The following is a 21,338-nucleotide window of genomic DNA, read 5'->3' as shown; positions in this document are numbered from 1 at the left end:
ATGGGGTCATAACAAGGGGGCGAGCCATTTGCTGGCTTCTGGTAGTGAATACTGGGCCCGGCGCGCCCAATCTTCAAGCTGGTCGCGATCGATCTTGCTGATGGCGAAATAACGCGCCTCGGGGTGGGCCAGATAGAAGCCGGCCACCGAAGCCGCCGGCGTCATGGCGAAACTCTCGGTGAGGCGCATGCCGGCATTGGCTTCGGCGTCGAGTAGTTTGAACAGGCCGCCCTTGGCCGTATGGTCGGGGCAGGCCGGGTAGCCGGGCGCGGGCCGGATGCCGATGTACTTCTCGGCGATCAGCGCGGCATTGTCGAGGGTTTCGTCCGCCGCATAGCCCCAGTGGTTGCATCGGACTTCGCGGTGCAGCCACTCGGCGGCGGCCTCGGCGAGGCGGTCGGCGAGCGACTTCAGCATGATCGAACGGTAGTCGTCGTGCTGGGCCTCGAACTCGGCGAGCTTCTTCTCGATGCCGAGGCCGGCGGTGACCGCAAAGGCGCCGGCGTAGTCGCCGCTCGGGGCGACAAAGTCGGCGAGGCTCTGCTGCGGCTTGCCCTCGGGGCGCTCCTGCTGCTGGCGCAGGCCATGCCAGGTCATCAAGGCGGTACCGTCAGCGCCGAGGAAGGCGATGTCCTCGCCATTCGTGACTGGGCGCGTCACCGGGAACAGGCCGAAGACGGCGTTCGCCGTCAGCCACTCTTCTTCGATGATCTGTCCGAGCATGGCCTGGGCGTCGCGGAAGACATTGCGCGCGGCCTCGCCGACGACGGCGTCGTCGAGAATGGCGGGAAAGCGGCCGGTGAGGTCCCAGGTCTGGAAGAAGGGCGTCCAGTCGATGAACTTCGCGATTTCAGCGAGGTCGAGGTTCTTCAGCCCGGTGACGCCGAGTTTGTTGGGTTTCACGGGTGCATAGTCAAGCTTCGCGGCATTTGCGCGCGCGGCGGCGAGCGTGACCAGCGCCACGCCTTTCTTGTTGGCGTGTTGGGCGCGGGCCTTTTCGTAGTCGGCGGCGATTTCGGCCACATAGCAGTCGCGCATGTCGATCGACAGCAGTTTGGTCACCACGCCGACCGCGCGCGAGGCGTCCGGCACGTAGACCACCGGGCCGTCGTAGTTCGGCGCGATCTTCAACGCGGTGTGGGCGCGGCTGGTGGTGGCGCCGCCGATCAGCAGCGGCACCGCATTGTCACCCCCCATGCCGTTGCGCTTCATCTCGGACGCAAAGTGGCTCATCTCCTCCAGCGAGGGCGTGATCAGGCCCGACAGGCCGATCGCCTGCGCGCCGTGTTCCTTCGCCGCATGCAGGATCTTTTCGGCCGGCACCATGACGCCGAGGTCGATCACCTCGTAGCCGTTGCAGCCCAGCACCACGCCGACAATGTTCTTGCCGATGTCATGAACGTCGCCCTTCACCGTGGCCATGATGATGCGGCCCTTGGAGGTGGAGCCGGTGCGGCGCTTTTCCTCCTCGATGTAGGGGATCAGGTGGGCCACGGCCTGCTTCATCACGCGCGCCGATTTCACCACCTGCGGCAGGAACATCTTGCCGGCGCCGAACAGGTCGCCGACCACGTTCATGCCGTTCATCAGCGGCCCTTCGATCACCGACAGTGGCGGCTTGCCGGCGGCGGCCAGCGCGGCGCGGCATTCCTCGGTGTCGGCCACCACGTACTCGGTGATGCCCTTGACCATGGCGTGTTCGAGGCGCTTGCCAACCGGCCATTCGCGCCAGGCGAGGTCCACCACCTGCTCTTTCGCCGCGCCTTTGACGCGCGTCGCCAGTTCGATCAGCGTGTCACCAGCGCCGACTCTTCGGTTGAGCACGACATCCTCGACCGCCTCGCGCAACTCGGGCGCCAGTTCGTCATACACGCCGAGCTGGCCGGCATTGACGATGCCCATGGTGAGCCCGGCCTTGACCGCGTGGTAGAGGAAGACGGTGTGGATCGCCTCGCGCACCGCCTCGTTGCCGCGGAAGCTGAAGCTGACGTTGGAGACGCCGCCCGAGCTGCGCGCATGCGGCAGGTTCTCGCGGATCCAGCGCACGGCGTTGATGAAATCCACCGCGTAGTTGTCGTGCTCGGCGATGCCGGTGGCAATCGCAAAGATGTTGGGGTCGAAGATGATGTCCTCGGCCGGAAAGCCGTCCTTCACCAGCAAGTCGTAGGCGCGCTTGCAGATGCCGGTCTTGCGCGCGAAGGTGTCGGCCTGGCCCTGCTCGTCGAAGGCCATGACGATCACCGCCGCGCCGTAGCGCCGGGCGAGGCGGGCCTGTTCGAGGAACTTGGCCTCGCCCTCCTTCATCGAGATGGAATTGACCACGCACTTGCCCTGGAAGCGCTTGAGGCCAGCCTCGATCACTTCCCACTTCGAGCTGTCGAGCATCAGCGGCACCTTGCAGATGTCCGGCTCGGAACCGACCAGGTCGACGAAGCGCGACATCGCCGCCACCGAATCGAGCATGGCCTCGTCCATGTTGATGTCCACGATCTGGGCGCCGTTTTCGACCTGCTGGCGTGCGACGGCCAGTGCGTCGTCGTAGCGGCCCTCGAGGATCATGCGGGCGAAAGCCTTGGAGCCGGTGACGTTGGTGCGCTCGCCGACGTTCACGAACAGGCTGTCGTCGCCGATGTTGCAGGCTTCGAGGCCCGAGAGGCGAAGCTTCTTTTCCACCTGCGGCGTCTGGCGCGGGGCGACCCCCTGCAAGGCCTGGGCAATGGCGCGGATGTAGTCGGGCGAGGTGCCGCAGCAGCCGCCGGCGATGTTGATCAGGCCGGCCTGCGCCCAGTCGCGGATTTCGGCCGCCATGGCTTCGGGCGGCTCGTCGTAGCCGCCGAAGGCATTCGGCAGGCCGGCGTTGGGATGCACCGACACCAGGCAGTCGGCCAGCTTGGCGAGTTCCTCGAGGTGGGGCCGCAGGTCCTTGGCGCCGAGCGCGCAATTGAAACCGAAGGACATCGGCCGCGCATGGCGCAGCGAGTTCCAGAAGGCCTCGGCGGTCTGGCCGGAGAGCGTGCGCCCGGAGGCGTCGGTGATGGTGCCGGAAATCATCAGCGGCCAGCGCCGGCCGGCCTCGTCGAAGAACTTCTCGATGGCGAACAGGGCGGCCTTGGCATTGAGCGTGTCGAACACGGTCTCGACCAGCAGGATGTCCACGCCGCCGGCGGTGAGGCCGCGCGCGGCTTCCAGGTAGTCGGACACGAGCTGGTCGAAGCTGACATTGCGTGCGCCCGGATCGTTAACATCGGGCGAGAGCGACGCCGTACGCGAGGTCGGGCCGAGCACGCCGGCAACGAAGCGCGGCTTTTCCGGCGTCGAGTATTTGTCGGCCAGACCGCGCGCCAGGGTCGCGGCGGTGACGTTGAGCTCATAGGCCAGTTCGGCCAGGCCGTACTCGCCCTGCGAAACGCGCGTGCCATTGAAGCTGTTGGTTTCGAGGATGTCGGCACCGGCTTCGAGGTAGGCCTCGTGGATGCCGCCGATGACGTCGGGCCGCGTCAGGCACAAGAGGTCGTTGTTGCCCTTGAGGTCCTTCGGATGGGCCGCAAAACGCTCGCCGCGATAGTCGGCTTCGACCAGCTTCTTCCGCTGCACCATGGTGCCCATGGCGCCGTCGAGGATCAGGATGCGCTGCGCCATCAGGGCGCGCAATTCGGCGCTGCGGTCGGGTTGCCAGTGTTGGCCGGGGGCGGTGTCGGTCGGCTTTGCGGTCATGCGTCTCTCCAATCCATGACCGGGGCGGGGAGCGCGACTCACAATGCGGCTCACCGAAGCCCCGGTTTAACCAAGGTCAGGCGAGCGCCGTTCAAAACGGATTCCGAGCCTAGGGTGATGGCCGGCAGGCCAACCTTGCAGCGCTCCTCGGAAGCGAGGGGCGATTATAACGCCGTGGCGCCGGCGCCGACTTTGTCCCTTGCGCCGTGGCTCAGCACTGCGTCGAGCAGGCGTCGACCGGCAATCCGCGCTTGAGCCAGCCCGGGCCGGCTCCGCTGCCGGCCATGCCTTCCTTGACGTTGTACACCTGCGTGAAGCCTTGGCTTTGCAGGTAGCGCTGGACCTGGGTGGTGCGGTTGCCGGTGCGGCAGATCAGCGCGATCGGCGCGTTCTTGTCGCCTTTCACCTTGTCCAGCAGGGCATTGGTGAAGCCCGGCGCGCCTTGCGGATGCAGCATGTTGATCAAATTGGCACCCTTGGCGACGCCGGTTTCCTTCCATTCAGGCGGCGTGCGGATGTCGATCAGGGTGATCTTGCCGGCGGCCACCGCGGCCGCCGCGTCGGGTGCCGCCAGGTCGGGTTGGGCCTGGGCTGCGGCGGCGCAGGCGAAGAGGGTGGCAAGCAAGGCACCGCGCAGGGTTTGGGTGGCGTGGAACATGGAATCCTTTCGGCAATTCATCAACGGACAGGCTCCGACCGGGCCGGCCGCGCAAGGTTCAACCGACTGGCTGCTCCTCGCGGCGCGAGGTGTGGGTGACAAAGCCGTCGAGGGTGAAATGAACATGGAAAAAAGCGTTGTTGCCCGGCGTCACCGGCTCGACGCGCCACTCGCGCACCACTTCCGGTTTCAGCGGGAATTTCGTTTCGCCCGCGGCCCGGCCCAGCAGACGTCTTACCTGTTCCGCGCTCCAGCCCTTTTCGACGCGCGCGAAGTTGGCTTCGGTCAGCACCTGGTCGATCTTCTGCAGCACGCCGCCCTGGTTCAGCGTCAGCATGTAGCAGCGCGTGCCCTGCGGTTGGCGGGTGTATTCCCAGGTCACGCTGCCGTCGGCGTTGGGCCATTCAGCACCCGGAGCGCCGAGGCGTTCGCGCACCTCCTGCGCCGTCGAAACGCCGGGTTTGAGGTCGGCCAGATGTGCCGCGTCGCAGCCGTAAAAGCCGAGGACGGACGCCAGCGCGGCGAGCATGCGGGTGAGCGGGTTCATGCGACGATGATACCTGCAAACGCCGGCCGGGCCAGCCGCCGCCTAGTTCTGGTCGGGCCCGCCCACCGGCGCTTCCTCGCGGCGCGAGGTCCCGGTCACCCTGCCGTCGGGGCCGAAGTGCACATGGAACCACGCGCTGTTGATCGGCTCCAGCGGAGCGATGCGCCATTCCCATACCTCTTCGGCCTTCTGCGGGAAGCGGACCGTGCCTGAAGGCTTGCCCAGCAGGCGCCGCACCTGCTCCGGGCGCCAGCCGTGTTGGATGCGCGCGAAGTTTTCTTCCGTCAGCGCCTGCCCGATCGATTGCAGCACGGAGCGCGGGTCGAGCGTCAGCATCCAGGTGCGCGTTCCCTCCGGGCCGCGCGGATATTCCCAGGTCACGCTGCCGTCCGGATTAGGCCATTCCGCCGCCGGCGCGCCGAACAGCGCGCGGACCTCGGTGGCCATCGAACTGCCCGGCCTCAGGTTTGCCAGCCGTGTGGCGTCGCAGCCGCTTAGACCTATTGCGAACAGCAGTGGGAGTGCCAGGCAAACGGGTTTCATGGTGCCGAGGATACCGTCAACGCCCCGCCCAGGCATTGCAGTCGGAGTGCTGGGCTAAAATCGAAACATCCGGACAAGGAGTGCCCATGGAACATCTGACCCCGAAAGAAACCGCGCAGTTCCTCCACGACAACCCCAAGGCGCTATTCATCGACTGCCGCAGCGAGATGGAATTCCTCTTCGTCGGCCATCCCGCCGGTGTGCTGCATGTTTCGTGGAACGACGGTCCCGATTGGGATGTCAATCCCCACTTCGTAGGCGAGGTGAAAAAGTATGCGGGCCACGCCCACGACCGCCCGGTGGTGCTGATCTGCCGCAGCGGCAATCGCTCGGTCGATGCGGGCAAGGCGCTCGAGGACGCCGGCTTCTCCGCCGTATACAACGTCCTGCACGGTTTCGAAGGTGAGCTCGACGACAACCACCATCGTGGCTCGATGAACGGCTGGCGGTTCGAGGGACTGCCTTGGGAACAGTGCTGAGGCCGCGCGCGGGATGACCCGGCGCACGTCACCGTTGCGACAAACCTGCTAGCTGCCGCGCGAGTCCATCGACTGCGGCTCCGGCATTGCCACAACCGTTGTCGCCGCTGCCGTCAGAACCGCGGCCTGGGCCCGAGTCAGTGCATCGAATTCGACCAGCGATTCGTTCAGGCTGACCAGTTCCTCGCAGAGGAAAGCCATCTGGTCCCGTACCATTCTTGCGATCGCGGCTAACGCCAACTGCGGCGAACCCGCGCGCCGAATTTCGAAATCGATCTCGCGCTGCAGGCGCCTGCCCAGACGGCGCTGCTCGACGGACGATCCCGCCAGAAAGGCCTCGATGGCTTCCTTGCGGCGAGCCTCGAAGGCCTCGGGAGAAGCCCGAGCCAGTTGTTCCCAATCCTGAAAATCGAAGTCGGTATCCATTTGCAGGCCTCCTTTCGGAAATTTTTGCATGCCGGCGTTGCTCCGGGATTCGGTCGGTGTGGAATAGGTCACGGAGCAACGCAAACAGGGTATCAATTAATAGTGGATTCGACCAGTCGGCTGCCAGCCAGGTCTGGCGCGTGCCGTTTTCAGGGGAAAGCGGCGGCGCACCTTGCACGACGGAGAAAAGTCGGCCCCGGGGAAACGGCGGAGCATCGCGCACGCGTTCCGGCATGATGCATAATTGGCATCCAAGCAGACTCGGAAAGAGCGCTACAACAGCAGTATTCCCGGAGGAGAGTTATCGGGTGGTGCAGCTCCTGCAACTGATCATCAGCGGAGCGGCGATCGGTTGCATCTATGCACTGATCGCGCTCGGTTTCGTGCTGATCTACAAGGCGACCGAGACCGTCAATTTCGCCCAGGGCGACATCATGATGATCGGCGGCTTCGTCGGCCTCACCGCGATGACGGTGGCCGGCCTGCCTTTCTGGATGGCCTTCCTCATCACCATCACGGTCATGACCCTGTTCGGCATGGGCACCGAGCGCCTGGTGCTGCGGCCCCTGCTCGGCCAGCCGGCCTTCACCGTGATCATGATGACCATCGGCATCGGCTACCTGGCGCGCGGCGTGGTGACCATGATCCCCTACTGGGGCACCGAGACGCACACCCTGCCGGTGCCCTGGAAGGATGAAGTGTTCTGGATCGGCGAGACCGGCAAGGGCCTTGTGGTATCCCTCGAACATGTCGCCATCATCGTCGCCACCGTGGCCCTGGTGGCGCTGCTGTTCGCCTTCTTCCGCTACACGCGGCTGGGCATCGCCATGCAGGCGACCTCGCAGAACCAGCTCGCCGCCTTCTACATGGGGATTCCGGTGCGGCGCGTGAACATGCTGATCTGGGGTCTGTCCTCGGCGATCTGCGGCGTCGCCGCCCTGCTGCTGGCGCCGATCACCTTCGTCCATGCCAACATGGGCTTCGTCGGCCTCAAGGCCTTTCCGGCGGCGGTGGTCGGCGGCTTCGGCAGCATTCCCGGCGCGCTGGTCGGCGGCCTCGTCATCGGCATCGTCGAGTCCCTGGCCGGCTTTTACCTGCCCGAGGGCTTCAAGGACATTGCCGCCTACGTCGTGGTGCTGGTGATGCTGGTGTTCAAGCCCAATGGCCTGTTCGGCGAAAACCTGACGAAGAAGGTCTGATGCATTTCATATTCAAGACGGCTTACGCCCAGGATATCGCGCTGTTCAAGCACGGCGGCCAGAAATTCTGGTACGCCCTGCTGGCCGCGGCCCTGATCGCCGCGCCCTTCATTCTTTCCGAATACGCGCTGTCGCAATTCAGCTTCATCGGCATCTACGCCATCGTCTGCCTCGGCCTGATGCTGCTCTCGGGCTTTACCGGACAGGTCTCGCTCGGCCATGCCGGTTTTCTTGCAATGGGCGCCTATACCGAGGCCTGGCTGCAGTCCATGGGCTGGCCCTTCGTGCTCTCGCTTTCCATGTCGGCGCTGGTCGCCGGCATCACCGGCATCCTGGTCGGCCTGCCGGCGCTGCGCGTCAAGGGCATCTACCTGGCGATCGCCACACTGGCCTTCGGCTTCATCATCGAGGAAGCCGTGGTGCGCGCCGAGCACATCACCGGCGGCAACGCCGGCCTCCAGCTCGGCAAGCTGGTCATCGCCGGCATCGATTTCGACGACGGCAGGAACTTCTATTACCTGGTCACCGCCATCACCGTGCTCTGCGTGCTGGGCGTGCTCAACCTGCTGCGCAGCCCGACCGGGCGCGCCTTCGTTGCCATCCGCGATTCCGAGGTCTCGGCGCAGAGCATGGGCATCAACCTCGCCTATTACAAGACCGTAGCCTTCGCGCTGTCGGCGGCGCTGGCCGGCATCGCCGGCGCGCTCTACGCGCACAAGATCCGCTTCATCACGCCCGACCAGTTCGGCTTCCTGCAGTCCATCGAACTGTTGATGATGGTGGTGATCGGCGGCCTCGGCTCGATCCCGGGCGCGATCTTCGGGCCGACCTTCTGGTTCATCGTGCAGCAGGTGATCGTCATCGGCAAGGACTGGCTTCCGCCTGGGCTGGGCCAGCAGACCGGGCTGCAACCCACCATCTTCGGCATCATCCTGATTGCCGTTGTGTTGTTCGAGCCCATGGGGCTCTACGGCCGCTGGCTGAAGTTCCGCACCTTCCTGCAGATCTTTCCCTTCTATCGCAAGGGCATGTTCAAGCGGCAGAAGAGCTACATGAAATCCGAGAGAATGAAATGAGAAAACAGGTTCTCTCATTTCATCTTCGATGGGTTGGGTGGGCTCTCTCCCCGCTCCTCGGCCGGCCCTGCATGGCCGGCTGGCTGCGGCGGCGCAAAGCGGTGCTTTGCGAAACCCCGCCTACGCCCCCCTCTCCGCGAGAGGGGGTGACGGTTGTTCGCGGGCTGCGCCCGCTCGGGGAGGTCGCATGACCGCGCCGATGCTCGAAGCCGTCGACTTGTCGGTCCGCTTCGGCGGGCTGCTTGCGGTCAACAAGGTTTCCTTCGAGGTCTGGCCCAACGAGGTGTTCTCGCTGATCGGGCCGAACGGCGCCGGCAAGACGACGATCTTCAACCTGATCTCGGCGCTTTACCGGCCGACCACGGGCGAGGTGCGCTTCGAGGGCGAGGTGATTTCGCGCATGCCGCCGCATGTGGTGGCGCGCCACGGCATCGCCCGCACTTTCCAGAACATCGAACTCTTCGAGCACGCCACGGTGCTGCAGAACCTGCTGGTCGGCCGCCATTGCCACCGTCATACCGGCTGGGTGCAGGACCTGCTGTTCACCGGCTCGGTGCGCCGCGCCGAACTCGAGTTCCGCCGCCAGGTCGAGGAAGTCATCGAGTTCCTCGACCTGCAGCATTACCGCGACAGCCTCGTCGTCGGCCTGCCCTACGGCGTGCGCAAGGTGGTGGAACTGGCGCGCGCCTTGTCGATGCGGCCGCGCCTGCTGCTGCTCGACGAGCCCTCCTCCGGCCTCAACACCGAGGAAACCGAGGACATGGGCTTCTGGATCGAGGACATCAAGGCCGACCTCGGCATCACGGTGATCATGGTCGAGCATGACATGGGCCTGGTCTCGCGTGTTTCCGACCGCGTCCTGGCGCTGAACCTCGGCGAAGTGCTGACGCTGGGCACGCCGGAAGAAGTGCAGGCGCATCCTGGCGTGATCGAGGCCTACCTGGGGGGCGCCGATGACGACTGAGTCGCCGCCCATCCTGCAGCTCAACAACGTCGAGGCTGCCTACGGCGCGGTCAAGGCGATCCGCGGCGTATCGCTCTCGGTGGCGCCGGGTTCGGTGGTCACCGTGCTCGGATCGAACGGTGCCGGCAAGACCACGATCCTGAAGACCATCTCCGGCATCCTCGATCCGCAGAAGGGCAGCATCCTCTTCCGCCATGAAAAGCTCGAGGGCCGCGATCCGGCCTGGATCGTGCGCCAGGGCCTGGTGCAGGTGCCCGAGGGGCGCGAGATATTCCCGCTGCTGACGGTGCGCGAGAACCTGCTGATGGGCGCCTACACGCGGCCCACCCACGACAGGGACCAGGTGGCGAAGGACATCGAGGACGTCTACGCCTACTTCCCCATCCTCAAGGAGCGCCGCGACCAGCCGGCCGGCCAGCTTTCCGGCGGCCAGCAACAGATGCTGGCGATCAGCCGTGCCCTGCTGGCCAAGCCGACGATGATGCTGCTCGACGAACCCAGCCTGGGCCTGTCGCCCAAGCTGACCAAGGAGATCTTCGAGATCATCATCCGCATCAACCGCGAGCGCGGCGTGACCCTGCTGGTGGTCGAGCAGAACGCCCACATCGCGCTGAAGTACGCCGACTACGGCTACGTGCTGGAGATCGGCCGCATCGTCATGCACGACACCTGCGCCGCGCTGCGCGAGAAGGAGGACATCAAGGAGTTCTACCTCGGCGCCAAGGAGTCGGGCGTGCGCGAAGGGCGGCGCTGGAAGAAGAAGAAGACATGGAGATAAACCATGTGGCAGCTTGACGGCAAGCGCTACTGGGCCGAGGAACGCGTCGTCGTTCCTGGCGACAACATGGCCGAGATGTTCTGGAACGGCGTCGCCCAACGCGGCGAGCTGACGCTGTTCCGGCAGAAGAAGTACGGCCTCTGGCAGAGCCTGTCGTGGAACCAGGTCGGCGTCATCGTGCGCGAGGCCGGCATGGGCCTCATCGAACTGGGCTTCGACATCGGCGAGACGGCCTCGATACTCGGCAACACGCGCCAGGAATGGCTGTTCTCCGACCTCGCCGTGCTCTCCTGCGGCGGCGTCAGCTCGGGCATCTATCCGACCGACGCGTCACCCCAGGTCGAGTACCTGACCGGCGATTCGCACTCCGTGCTGGTCTTCGTCGAGGACGACGAGCAGCTCGACAAGCTGCTCGAAGTGCGCGAGCGCCTGCCGCTGCTGCGCCGCATCGTGGTCTGGGACATGGAGGGCCTGCGCGACCTGCACGACGAGCAGGTGATCAGTTTCGAGCGCCTGCGCGAGCTGGGGCGCGAACGCCTTGCGAGCCTGGGCCAGGCGGCGGCCGATGCCGAGTGGCAGGCGCGCACCGCAGCGCGCAAGCCCGAAGACCTGGCGATCCTGATCTACACCTCGGGCACCACGGGCAAGCCCAAGGGCGCGATGCTCTCGCACGCCAACCTGCTGTCGGCGGTGAAGAGCTTCAACCGTGCCACGGCGCAGAACGAGGACGACGAGCGGATGTGCTTCCTGCCGCTGTGCCACGTCGCCGAGCGCTCCAGCGGCGCCTATTTCTCGCTCTACACCGGCACCAAGCTCAACTTCGTCGAGAACCCGGAAACCATTCCCGAGAACGTGCGCGAAATCGCGCCCACCGTGTTCGGCGCCGTGCCGCGCGTCTGGGAGAAGTTCTATTCCGGCGTCAGCATCGCGCTCAAGGAATCCAATGCCTTCGAACAATGGGCCTACAAGCTGGCCATCGGCATCGGCCTGGAGAAGGTGCGCCGCTACGAAAAGGGCGAGGCCATCGGCAGCGGGCTCGAACTCGCCCACTGGCTGGCGCGGCTGCTGGTGCTGAACAATGTGAGGAAGCTGATCGGCATCCACCGCAGTCGCATGCTGATCACGGGTGCCGCGCCGATCTCGCCCGACCTGGTGCGCTGGTACATGGCGCTGGGCGTGCCGATGCTGGAAGTCTGGGGCATGACCGAGACCGGCAGCGTCGCCGTCGGCACGCCGGTCGAGCGCATCAAGCCGGGCTCCATCGGCATCGCCAACGCGCCCAACGAGGTGCGGCTTTCCGACGAGGGCGAGATCCTGGTGCGCGGGCCCAACGTCTTCATGGGCTACCTCAACCAGCCGGAGAAGACCGCCGAGACCATCGACGCCGAGGGCTGGCTGCATACCGGCGACGTCGGCACGGTGGATGGCGACGGCTACTTCCGCATCTCCGACCGCCTCAAGGACATCATCATCACGGCGGGCGGCAAGAACATCACGCCCTCCGAGCTGGAGAACCAGCTCAAGTTCTCGCCCTATGTCACCGACGCCGTGGTCATCGGCGACAAGCGGCCCTATCTCGTCTGCCTGATCATGATCGACCAGGAGAACGTCGAGAAATTCGCCCAGGACCACGACGTGCCCTTCTCCAACTACGCCAGCCTGACGCGGACGGCGGAAGTGCAGAAACTGATCGAGGGCGAAATCGAGCGGGTCAACAAGCAGTTCGCGCGCGTTGAGCAGATCAAGAAGTTCCGCCTGATCGACAGGAAGCTCGGCGCCGAGGACGAGGAACTGACCCCGACCATGAAACTAAAGCGTAAGCTAGTCAGTCAGAAATATGCCGAGCTGATCGAGTCGATGTACCGGGATTAGCCCGATTGATTCAGCAGTACCCATAACGAGGAGAAACCATGAAGAAAAGCATGAAACTGGCCGTCGCCGCGCTGGCCGTTGCAGGAGTCGGCGCCGGCACCACGGCGATCGCCGCGGAGCAGATGGGCGTCAGCAAGAACGAAATCGTGATCGGCACCATCCAGGACCTTTCCGGGCCGCTGGCCGGCTTCGGCAAGGCCCTGCGCTTCGGCATGCAGATGCGCGTCGACGAGGTCAACGAATCCGGCGGCATCAACGGGCGCAAGGTCAAGTTCATCGCCGAGGATTCCGGCTACGATCCGAAGAAGGGCCTGCTCGCGGCGCAGAAGATGGTGCAGCAGGACAAGCTCTTCGCCATGGTCGGCACCATCGGCACGGCGGTGAACCTCGCCACCTTCCCGACCCTGTTCGACAAGGGCGTGATGAACCTCTTCCCGCTCACCGCGGCGCGTGAAATGTACGAGCCGTTGCACAAGCTCAAGTTCTCCTTCGCCGCGCCCTATTACAACCAGATGCGCAAGGGCATGTCGTGGATGGTCAAGGAGCGCGGCGCCAAGAAGTTCTGCGTCATCTACCAGGATGACGACTTCGGCACCGAAGTGCTCAAGGGCGCCGAGGACGGCCTCAAGGACATCAACATGGCCTTCGCCGAAAAGACCTCCTTCAAGCGCGGCGCCACCGATTTCTCGGCCCAGGTGTCGAAAATGAAGGCGGCGGATTGCGACACGGTCGTGCTCGGCACCATCATCCGCGAGACCATCGGCACCATCGGCACGGCGCGCAAGATGGGCTGGAACCCGAACTTCGTCGGTTCCTCGGCGGCCTATACGGACCTGATCCACAAGCTGGGCGGCAAGGCCATGGACGGGCTCTATGCCTTCCATCAGGTCGCGGTACCGTACGCAGACGACCCGTCGAAGAACGTGCGCGACTGGTTCGCATCCTACAAGGCCAAGTTCAACGAGGACCCCGGCCTGTTCTCGGCCTATGGCTATGTGGCGATGGACATGTTCATGCAGACGGCGAAGAAGACGGGGCCGAACCTGACCACCGACAACTTCATCAAGACCCTGGAGAGCACCACCTTCGCGCGCGACATGTTCGGCAGCCCCGAGTACAAGTTCGGACCCAAGCAGCATCTGGGCAACGACAAGTCCAAGGTCGGCCAGATCCAGAACGGCCGCTGGGTCGCGGTGACGGACTACCTCACGCAGTAACGGCCCGCCCGATCGGGCAGCTTGCGGCAAGCAGCGGGCGTCCGTGGGACGCCCGTATTTTTTTGACGATCCCCTGGAGAATGCGGTGCCACCCACTATTGATGAACTGCTGGCGCGCATTCGAGCCCTTCAGGACGAGCTCGAGGACGAGTATCGCAAGGCGCGCGAGGAGTTCGGCCAGAAGCGGACGCAGCTCGCCGACGAGTTCCTGTGCCAGCAGCGCCGCTACCGGGTCGGCCTGCTCCGCTTCGTGGGGCAGGCGCGGCCGCTGGTCGCGCTGACAGCGCCGCTGATCTACGCCGGCTGGATCCCGTTCCTGCTGCTCGACCTTTTCGTGAGCGTGTATCAGGCGGTCTGTTTCCCTATCTACCGCATCCCGAAAGTGCGCCGTGCCGACTACCTGGTGTTCGACCGCGCCGACCTGCCCTACCTGAACCTGGTCGAAAAATTCAACTGCTTCTACTGTTCCTACGGCAACGGCATCGCCGCCTACACCCGCGAAGTGGCCGCACGCACCGAGCAATACTGGTGCCCGATCAAGCATGCGCGGCGCGTCGAAGCAGCGCACGGGCGCTATCCGCGGTTTTTCGACTACGGCGATGCCGAGGCCTTTCGCCAGGGGCTGGAGCGCTTGCGCAGCCAGTACGTGGGGGGCGAGCGCAAGTAAATCCGGCGGCGGCACGATGTGCCGCCGTGCCGTCGGCGCCGACTCAGCGGCAGCGCGCGATCTCGGCGTCCGTCATTACCGGCTTCAGCACGCAGCGGGGGGTGACATCGGTTTGCTGCCGAGCGACTTCCCTCTTTTTCTTTTCCGCTGCAAGGCGCGCCGCTTCCTGCTTGCGATCCTCCTCGGCTTCCCTGGCCAGCCGCTCGAGTTCCTCGGCCTTGCGCTTTTCATCCGCCCGGCGTTTTTCGTCGGCGATCCGCGCCAGCTCCACCTGCTGGCTCTGCCGGTCCATCTCGCGCTGCGGGTCGTCGGGCGATTTCTTCGCCGCTGCGGATCCTGCGATCGCGCCCGCCGCGACACCGACTGCGGCACCGGCGGCCACACCGGTCGACGATGCGCCACCGGCAGACGAACTGCCGGTATTGATGTTGATATTGATCCCTCCGCTTTTAGCCGGCGTGGCCGCGTCGCGATACGCGCTCTTCGTTGCGGACGGCGGCGGGCTGGCGCTCGACTTCGAGGACGACGAGCGACTGCCGGCACGGCCGGCCTCGCCGGGAGTGGCGAGGCATATCAGGATTGCCGCCAGGGCGGCATGCATTCCAGTCATGTTCATGGCGGGGCTCAGCAAAAAAAGTGGGTGGAAGGCTTCAGTTGTCGGGCTTGCAACCCTCGGCACAACAGCGCCCGGGCTGGCGACCGATGGCGATACGGCACCGCGAGTCGGACAGCATACCCCGGTCAAGCAGATTTTCAAGCAGCTCGACGCGATCGGCCAGCGGATAGCGGCGAAATATCTCCTTCTTCATGGCGGCCGGCGAGCCGCCGCCGTGCAGGCTGATCACCGAATACCAGCCGGCCTGGTAGGAGGCGGTGAGGTCCTCGATGAAGCGCGCCACGGCGATGCGCTTCTCGTAGGGCACGTCCGAGCGCGCGGTCAGCACTTCCGAGATGCGTCCGGCGGTGGCCGGGTTGTGGTCCTCGTCGGGGCCGGGCAGGGTGACGATCAGGCCGCCCGAAACTTCGTGGGCGAGGCGCTGCATGTCGTAGATCTGCGTCGCCAGCAGCAGTTTGCCGATGTTGGCGAACACCGCGTCGGGCATGGCGATGCCACCGGCTTCCTGCGTCGCATACACCGAGGCGGCGACACCGCAGGCATAGAAGCCCTCGACGATGGTGATCAACTCGGTCATGGCTTCGCGCAGGCCGTGGGCATGCCCGGTGTCGAGGCCGTTGGCCTCGGTCATCAGCGTACCGGCGCCGATCAGCAGGTCGCCGTAGCCGGCGCGCGCGGCGATGCAGGTGTGGCGGTGGTGGGTGGCGTAGGCATAGGTGAGTTCCTCGCTGTGGCGCCACTCGCCGGCGAGGAAGACGCGCTCCCAGGGCACGAAGGCCTTGTCGAACAGGCAAACGGCCGTGCTCTGGCCGTAGCGGTTGGAGAACAGCGCTGCGGCCTCGCCGGGGCGCCCCGCCGGGCGCGCCACCAGGGTGAGGCCATCGACGTCGATCGGCACGGCGCAGCAGACGGCGAACTCGGCGTCTGCGTCGGTCATGGCACGCCCCGGCATCACCAGCAATTCGTGCATGTAGGGCCCGCCGGTGACGATGGCCTTGGCGCCGGAAATCACGATGCCGTCGGCGCGGCGCTCGACGATATGCACGTAGGCATCGGGGTTGGCCTGGGCGTGCGGACGTTGCGAGCGGTCGCCCTTGGCGTCGGTCATGGCGATGCCGACGGCCAGGTCGGCGTCGCGGATGTGCTCATGGTAGGCGCGGGCGCGGGCCGCGTACTCGGTACCGTGCACGGCGTCGAGCGCCGGCGCGGCCTGCAGGATGCCGGCCATGGCGTCGCCGGCCAGGTAACGCTGGGCGCAACCGGTGTAGCGGCAGATCAGGCGCACGGCCTCCAGCTTCTGCAGCAGCTCGTCGCAGCTTTGCGGCACATGCAGCATGCGGTTGCAATCCTTGCCGCCGTCGCCCGCGGCCACGCGCATCAGCACGGCGGTGTCCTCGCGCAGTGCGAAGTCGTAACTCAGGCCCACGGCATTGACGCCCGGGGCCAGGGCCGGGTCGTCGGCGACCGACGCCACGGCGAGACCATCGACATAGACTTGGGGCTTCAGGCGGCGCAGGGATTCGCGGTAGGCGTCGGCAGTCATCAGCATGGGTTTCTCCCGGGACTGGCAGCAGATACTAGCCGCCGAAGCTGCTAAAGTGAAGCCAGCCGGCAGGCCAAGACCGGCAGAGGACCCCACGCGATGAACCGACCCCATCTCCACGCCCTGGCGCCGGAACTCGAAACTTTCGCCGCCGAACCCTATTACCAGCCCGTCGGCCGCGAGGTCGAATTGTTCCGCGCGGCGGCGGGCAAGAAGCTGCCGGTGCTGCTCAAGGGACCGACAGGTTGCGGCAAGACCCGCTTCGTCGAATACATGGCCTGGCAGCTCGGCCGGCCGCTGGTCACCGTCGCCTGCCATGACGACCTGACCAGCGCCGATCTCGTCGGGCGCTACCTGCTGGCCGGCGAGGAAACCGTCTGGCTCGACGGCCCGCTCACCGCCGCCGTGCGCGCCGGTGCCATCTGCTACCTCGACGAAGTCGTCGAGGCGCGCAAGGACACCACGGTGGTGATCCATCCGCTGACCGACACGCGGCGCGTGCTGCCGGTGGAAAAGCGCGGCGAGCTGGTGCGCGCCCCCGACAACTTCATGCTGGTGGTGTCCTACAACCCCGGCTACCAGAGCGTGCTGAAGGAACTCAAGCAGAGCACCCGCCAGCGCTTCATCGCCCTCGATTTCGACTACCCCCCGGCGGAACTCGAGGCCGCCATCGTCGCGCGCGAGACCGGCATCGCCGGCGCGGTCGCCGCGCAACTGGTCAAGGTCGCCGGCCTCACGCGCAATCTCAAGGGCCAGGGCCTCGACGAGGGCGCCAGCACCCGCCTGCTGGTGCATGCCGGCCACCTGATCGCCTCCGGGGTGGCGCCGCGCGATGCCTGCGCCGCGGCCATCGGGCGCGCGCTGTCGGACGATGCCGATTCGGTGTCCGCCGTCGACGACCTGATCCGTGCCGTCTTCTGAACCGCTCGATCGCGCCGCGCTGGGCGAACGCCTGGACGCGATCTTCAGCTTCGACGTTTCCTCGGGCCGCAACTACGACGAGCTGATCGAGCCGCTGCTGCCGGCCGAGCGGGCCACCCAGGATTTCGCCCTGCACTGGGCCACGGTGGCGGCGCGCACCCATCTCGAAATCGCCTACCTGGTGATGCTGCTGGCGCCGCAGGCCCTGCGCGCGCTAAGCCTGCGCCAGGCCGAGGCCTGGGTGGTCGCCGCGCTCGACGGCTTCGACCGCGTCGGCCTGCGCGCGGCGGTGATGCGCCTGCGCGACATCGAGGGTTTCGCGCGCGGCGTCTCGCCGGCGGCGGTGAGCCTGGACGCCATCACGCCCCGCCTGCTGCGCTTCCTGCAGGGGCTGTCGGGCCGCCCGCTGCGCGTCGAGGCCGATGCCCGGCCGTGGACCGACACCGAGACCGTGTTCCTGCCACCGCTGGTGGAGCTGGCATCGCGCGAGGCCTCGGCCGACCGCTACCTGGCGCTGGCCGCCATGCTCTGGGCGCAGGCGCGCTGGGGCACTTACGCCATCGACATCGACGCGGCGCTGGCGGATTTCGTGCAACCCGGCCATGCGCTGAACTGGCTGGCCCTGCTCGAAAACCTGCGTCTTGGTGCCAAGCTGGAGCGCGAACTGCCGGGCCTGCGCGCCGAGGTGGCGGCCCTGCTGGCCGACCTGCCGCCGCAACTCGGTACGGCGCGCACGGTGCTCGCCGGGCCTGCCGCCGGAGCGGGCGACAGCATCGCCTGGTTGCGCGATCATGCCGAAATCGCCGTGTCGCCAGCGCCGACTCTTGCCTGGTTGCCCGCGCTGCACCCGGCGGTCGCGCGCGAGCTGCGCGCCGCGCGCATCCGCGAGCAGAGCCAGGTGCTGCGCCTGTCGATTGCCGAACTGCTGGAGTCCATGCACGCCGGCCAGGACGGCGCGCCGCCGGAGCTGGACGTCGATGCCGATCCGGAGCGCCTGGAACTCGACCTGAAGATCGACGGCGCCAGCGTCACCCTGCCGCCGGAAGGACTGGCCGCCGCGCAGTCGCTGCTGCAGGACCTGGGCGAGATCACGCCCGAGCTGCTGGTGCCGGCCGGCGCCGCGGAATGGAAGCCGAATGGGGTTGGCAACGGCAAGCCGGGCACGCTGGAAACCCGCGCCGATGCGCTGTTCGACGAATGGGACTGCCGGCGCCGGGCCTACCGGCGGCAGTGGTGCCACGTCTATTTGCACGCGGTCGGCGGCGGTGACGAAAGCTACGTCCCTGCCGTGCGTGCGCGCCATGCGCCGCTGATCCGCCAGTTGCGGCGGCGCTTCGAGGCCATGCGCGGCGAGGACCGCGTGCTGCGCCGCCAGTCCGACGGCCAGGACGTGGACATGGATGCGCTGGTCGAGGCCATCGCCGATCGGCGCGGCGGCGCCGAGCCCGGAGAGCGCCTGTTCTGCCGCCGCCAGCGCGACGAGCGTTCGCTGGCCGCCGTCTTCCTGGTGGACATGAGCGGCAGCACCCAGGGCTGGGTCAACGACGCCGAGCGCGAAGCCCTGGTGCTGCTTTGCGAGGCGCTGGAAATGCTCGACGACCGCTACGCGATCTGGGGTTTCTCGGGCTGGACGCGCACCCGCAGCGACCTCTACCGCATCAAGGAGTTCGACGAGGCCTACGGCGCCGGGGTGCAGGCGCGCATCGCCGCGATCCAGCCGCGCGACTACACGCGCATGGGGCCGCCGATCCGCTTCGTCACCGAAAAGCTGCTCGCCGAACCGGCCCGCCACCGCTTGCTGGTGACGATTTCCGATGGCCGTCCCGACGATTTCGGTGACGACTACCGCAGCGACTACGGCATCGAGGACACGCGCCAGGCCCTGCTCGAAGCGCGCCGCGCCGGCGTGCGCCCCTTCTGCATCACCATCGACCGCGAAGGCGCGGACTACCTCAAGCGCATGTACGGCCCCGCCGCCTACGCCGTGCTCGACGAAGTGCGCAAGCTGCCGCTGAAGGTGGCGGAGATTTATCGCAAGCTGACGATTTGATGGGCATTGCAAATCTCGGCCGGTCCTGGCGCAGGACGGGCCCGAAAGTCGGCGCTGGCGATACGGCGGTGTGGGCGGTTTTCTCGCGGACTGCCCTGTTTCTCCCTGCGGATCCGCAAAAAATTGACAGAGGCGAAGGGAGTCAAGATACTCACGTGTGTCGCACTGAATTTCCTCTGCCAAACGCTCATGCTGCGCTGACTCCACCCTTGAAGATGAAACACGCGCAAGGCGAATGGATCGCCCCCCACCCCCCATCCCCCGCCCCGGGGCAGGGGCTACCATCTGGCTCGCTACGCTCGATAGTTTTCATAGACATCGCAACGGTTGTTTCACGTTAACGCATGGGCTACATTGCCAGCGGGCGATTGCCGGCGAAGGCCGGCCAAGGATCGACGGCCGGGACGAAATGCCGATAACGCATCTGCGAATGCCCCTGAACTGGCCCGCGGCACTGAAAGGCGCGGTGGCCTTGCTGCTCCTCAACGGACTGCTGAGCTTCGGGCCCTGGTGGCCGACGCCGGGCATCGTTCCGCAGGCCCGGCTGGCGCCGGAGTTCGTCGCCCTGTGGCTGCTCCTGCTGTGGCTGGCGGCGCGCCGGCCCGGACTGTCACGCCGCGCGCTGGGGATCCTGTCGGCCCTCGTGTTGTGCCTGATCCTGGGCCGCTACGCCGATGTCACGGCGCCCAGCCTGTTCGGCCGGCCGGTCAACCTCTACTGGGATCTGCCGCAACTGCCGAGATTCCTCTGGGTGACGGCCAAGGACCACCCCGCGTGGCTGTCCGCCGCAGCGGCGGCGGCAGTGCTCGGCGGCGCCTGGCTGCTCTTTGCCGTCATCCGGCTTTGCCTGTCGACGCTGACGCAGACCCTGGTGCCGTGGTCCTTGCGGTCGTTTCCGGCCTGGCTGATCAGCTTCGGCGCGGCCCTGCTGGCGGCTGCGCACCTGGCGGGGGTCGCCGGCACGGGCCGCTGGGCGTCCGACGCCATGCTGCCGACCTATGCACGACAAATCGGGCTGCTCTGGGATGTACATGCGCCGGGCCGGTTGGCGGGGGCGCTGCCTGCCGTCACGGCAACCGAGGACGCCCTGGCCACGCACGGTCCGCAGGTATTCTCGGCACTGGCCAATCGGGACGTGAGCTTCATCTTCCTGGAGTCCTTCGGTGCGGTGCTCTACGACCATCCCCAGGCGCGACCGGCCTCGGATCCCGCGCGTCGGGCCCTGCAGGACGCATTGACGGCCAGCGGTCGCCAGGTCGTCTCGGGATTCTTCCGCTCGCCCACGGTCGGCGGCGCATCCGACCTGGCGCACCTGTCCCTGCTGTCGGGCATCGACCTGTCGGACCCGCGGCGCCACGACCTGCTGCTGACCACCCGCCGGCCCACGCTGCTGCACCTCTTCAAGCAGGCCGGCTACCAGACCTTCGGCGTGTATCACGCGGTCTCGTGGCCCTGGCCCGAGCATGTGTACTACGGGTTCGACCACTACATCGATGGCCCCGCGCTGCGCTACCAGGGTCCGCCGATCACCTTCTGGAAAATTCCCGACCAGATCGCGCTGGCCCGCTACGAGCAGCAGTTCCCGCGAACCGCCGACAGCCCGCCGAGGGTGCTGTTCTTTCCGACCATCAGTTCGCACTTCCCCTTCAGTCCGGTCCCGCCCTACCAGCCCGACTGGCAGCGCGCGCTGACCGCCACGCCATTCGATCGGGAGGAACTGGAAGCCGTCGCTGCCCAGCAAGTGGACTGGCTCGACATGCGCCCCAGCTACCTGGCCAGCGTCGACTATGTGTATCGCTGGCTGAGCGGCTATTTCAAACTGCCGGAAGCGCGGGAAACCATCTACGTGCTGATCGGCGACCATCAGCCGACGGCCAACATCACCGGCGAGCGACCGCCCTGGGATGTGCCCGTGCACATCATCAGCCGTGACCGGCGCCTGCTCGACCGCTTCAAGGCCCAGGGCTTCTCGGAAGGCCTGTGGCCCGAGCGCACGGTGCTGGGCGGCATCCATCACCTGACGAGCCTGCTGCTCAGCGGTTTCGGCCCCGCCCCGGCGCGGCCCTAG

The 21,338-nt window shown here is 66.4% G+C and carries 18 protein-coding genes and 1 riboswitch; of the genes, 11 read left to right on the top strand and 7 right to left on the bottom strand.

Annotated features, from left to right (window positions below; genetic code table 11):
* Positions 1–6: 6 nt before the first annotated feature.
* The 4 genes from metH to J0M27_RS11600 all read right to left on the bottom strand — a co-directional run bounded on the left by metH (position 7) and on the right by J0M27_RS11600 (position 5,366).
* Complete coding sequence (gene metH / locus J0M27_RS11615) at positions 7–3,714, bottom strand: methionine synthase (RefSeq protein WP_294991557.1); 3,708 nt, start codon at positions 3,712–3,714, stop codon at positions 7–9.
* 75 nt (positions 3,715–3,789) lie between these two features.
* Positions 3,790–3,869, bottom strand: a riboswitch (S-adenosyl-L-homocysteine riboswitch).
* 56 nt (positions 3,870–3,925) lie between these two features.
* Entirely contained in the window at positions 3,926–4,372 is a 447-nt protein-coding gene (locus J0M27_RS11610) for a rhodanese-like domain-containing protein (RefSeq protein WP_294991554.1), read from the bottom strand.
* Between the two features lie 58 nt (positions 4,373–4,430).
* Entirely contained in the window at positions 4,431–4,919 is a 489-nt protein-coding gene (locus J0M27_RS11605) for a hypothetical protein (protein WP_294991551.1), read from the bottom strand.
* Between the two features lie 42 nt (positions 4,920–4,961).
* Positions 4,962–5,366 (bottom strand): hypothetical protein, encoded by a 405-nt coding sequence (locus J0M27_RS11600; RefSeq protein WP_294991549.1) that lies wholly within the window; start codon positions 5,364–5,366, stop codon positions 4,962–4,964.
* 182 nt (positions 5,367–5,548) lie between these two features.
* Here J0M27_RS11600 and J0M27_RS11595 point away from each other — a divergent pair, with 182 nt between their 5' ends.
* A complete protein-coding gene (locus J0M27_RS11595; protein WP_294991546.1) occupies positions 5,549–5,941 on the top strand; it encodes a rhodanese-like domain-containing protein in 393 nt (130 codons plus the stop codon).
* Positions 5,942–5,989: 48 nt separating this feature from the next.
* Here the strand turns inward: J0M27_RS11595 and J0M27_RS11590 are convergent, their stop codons facing one another.
* The gene (locus J0M27_RS11590) at positions 5,990–6,367 is read right to left on the bottom strand and encodes a DUF3135 domain-containing protein (RefSeq protein ID WP_294991543.1); all 378 of its coding nucleotides are present in this window, start codon (positions 6,365–6,367) and stop codon (positions 5,990–5,992) included.
* Between the two features lie 308 nt (positions 6,368–6,675).
* Between J0M27_RS11590 and J0M27_RS11585 the strand changes: the two genes are divergently transcribed.
* The 7 genes from J0M27_RS11585 (at position 6,676) to J0M27_RS11555 (ending at position 14,140) form a co-directional block, all read left to right on the top strand.
* Entirely contained in the window at positions 6,676–7,566 is an 891-nt protein-coding gene (locus J0M27_RS11585) for a branched-chain amino acid ABC transporter permease (RefSeq protein ID WP_294991540.1), read from the top strand.
* Positions 7,566–8,642, top strand: coding sequence for a branched-chain amino acid ABC transporter permease (locus J0M27_RS11580; RefSeq protein ID WP_294991538.1), 1,077 nt, complete (start codon positions 7,566–7,568; stop codon positions 8,640–8,642). The genes J0M27_RS11585 and J0M27_RS11580 overlap by 1 nt, the downstream gene beginning before the upstream one ends.
* Before the next feature lie 187 nt (positions 8,643–8,829).
* Positions 8,830–9,606, top strand: coding sequence for an ABC transporter ATP-binding protein (locus tag J0M27_RS11575; RefSeq protein WP_294991535.1), 777 nt, complete (start codon positions 8,830–8,832; stop codon positions 9,604–9,606).
* A complete protein-coding gene (locus tag J0M27_RS11570; RefSeq protein WP_294991532.1) occupies positions 9,596–10,384 on the top strand; it encodes an ABC transporter ATP-binding protein in 789 nt (262 codons plus the stop codon). The genes J0M27_RS11575 and J0M27_RS11570 overlap by 11 nt, the downstream gene beginning before the upstream one ends.
* A 3-nt stretch (positions 10,385–10,387) precedes the next feature.
* The gene (locus tag J0M27_RS11565) at positions 10,388–12,256 is read left to right on the top strand and encodes a long-chain fatty acid--CoA ligase (RefSeq protein ID WP_294991530.1); all 1,869 of its coding nucleotides are present in this window, start codon (positions 10,388–10,390) and stop codon (positions 12,254–12,256) included.
* Between the two features lie 38 nt (positions 12,257–12,294).
* Positions 12,295–13,473, top strand: coding sequence for an ABC transporter substrate-binding protein (locus J0M27_RS11560; protein ID WP_294991527.1), 1,179 nt, complete (start codon positions 12,295–12,297; stop codon positions 13,471–13,473).
* Positions 13,474–13,558: 85 nt separating this feature from the next.
* Complete coding sequence (locus tag J0M27_RS11555) at positions 13,559–14,140, top strand: hypothetical protein (RefSeq protein WP_294991524.1); 582 nt, start codon at positions 13,559–13,561, stop codon at positions 14,138–14,140.
* Positions 14,141–14,183: 43 nt separating this feature from the next.
* Here J0M27_RS11555 and J0M27_RS11550 read toward each other — a convergent pair whose 3' ends face one another.
* Positions 14,184–14,741, bottom strand: a complete 558-nt coding sequence (locus tag J0M27_RS11550; protein WP_294991522.1) for a hypothetical protein — start codon at positions 14,739–14,741, stop codon at positions 14,184–14,186.
* A 49-nt stretch (positions 14,742–14,790) separates the two neighbouring features.
* The gene (locus J0M27_RS11545) at positions 14,791–16,305 is read right to left on the bottom strand and encodes a 4-hydroxyphenylacetate 3-hydroxylase N-terminal domain-containing protein (protein WP_294991519.1); all 1,515 of its coding nucleotides are present in this window, start codon (positions 16,303–16,305) and stop codon (positions 14,791–14,793) included.
* A 93-nt stretch (positions 16,306–16,398) separates the two neighbouring features.
* Here J0M27_RS11545 and J0M27_RS11540 point away from each other — a divergent pair, with 93 nt between their 5' ends.
* The 3 genes from J0M27_RS11540 (at position 16,399) to J0M27_RS11530 (ending at position 21,338) form a co-directional block, all read left to right on the top strand.
* Positions 16,399–17,220 (top strand): AAA family ATPase, encoded by an 822-nt coding sequence (locus J0M27_RS11540; RefSeq protein ID WP_294991516.1) that lies wholly within the window; start codon positions 16,399–16,401, stop codon positions 17,218–17,220.
* The gene (locus J0M27_RS11535) at positions 17,207–19,270 is read left to right on the top strand and encodes a VWA domain-containing protein (protein WP_294991513.1); all 2,064 of its coding nucleotides are present in this window, start codon (positions 17,207–17,209) and stop codon (positions 19,268–19,270) included. Before J0M27_RS11540 ends, J0M27_RS11535 begins: the two co-directional genes overlap by 14 nt.
* A gap of 430 nt (positions 19,271–19,700) precedes the next feature.
* On the top strand, positions 19,701–21,338 hold the full coding sequence (locus tag J0M27_RS11530) for a sulfatase-like hydrolase/transferase (protein WP_294991510.1): 1,638 nt from the start codon (positions 19,701–19,703) through the stop codon (positions 21,336–21,338).

The organism is Sulfuritalea sp. (assembly GCF_017302275.1).
In the GTDB taxonomy this organism is placed as follows: Bacteria; Pseudomonadota; Gammaproteobacteria; order Burkholderiales; family Rhodocyclaceae; genus Sulfuritalea.
This window is presented reverse-complemented; position numbering and strand designations above follow the sequence as displayed.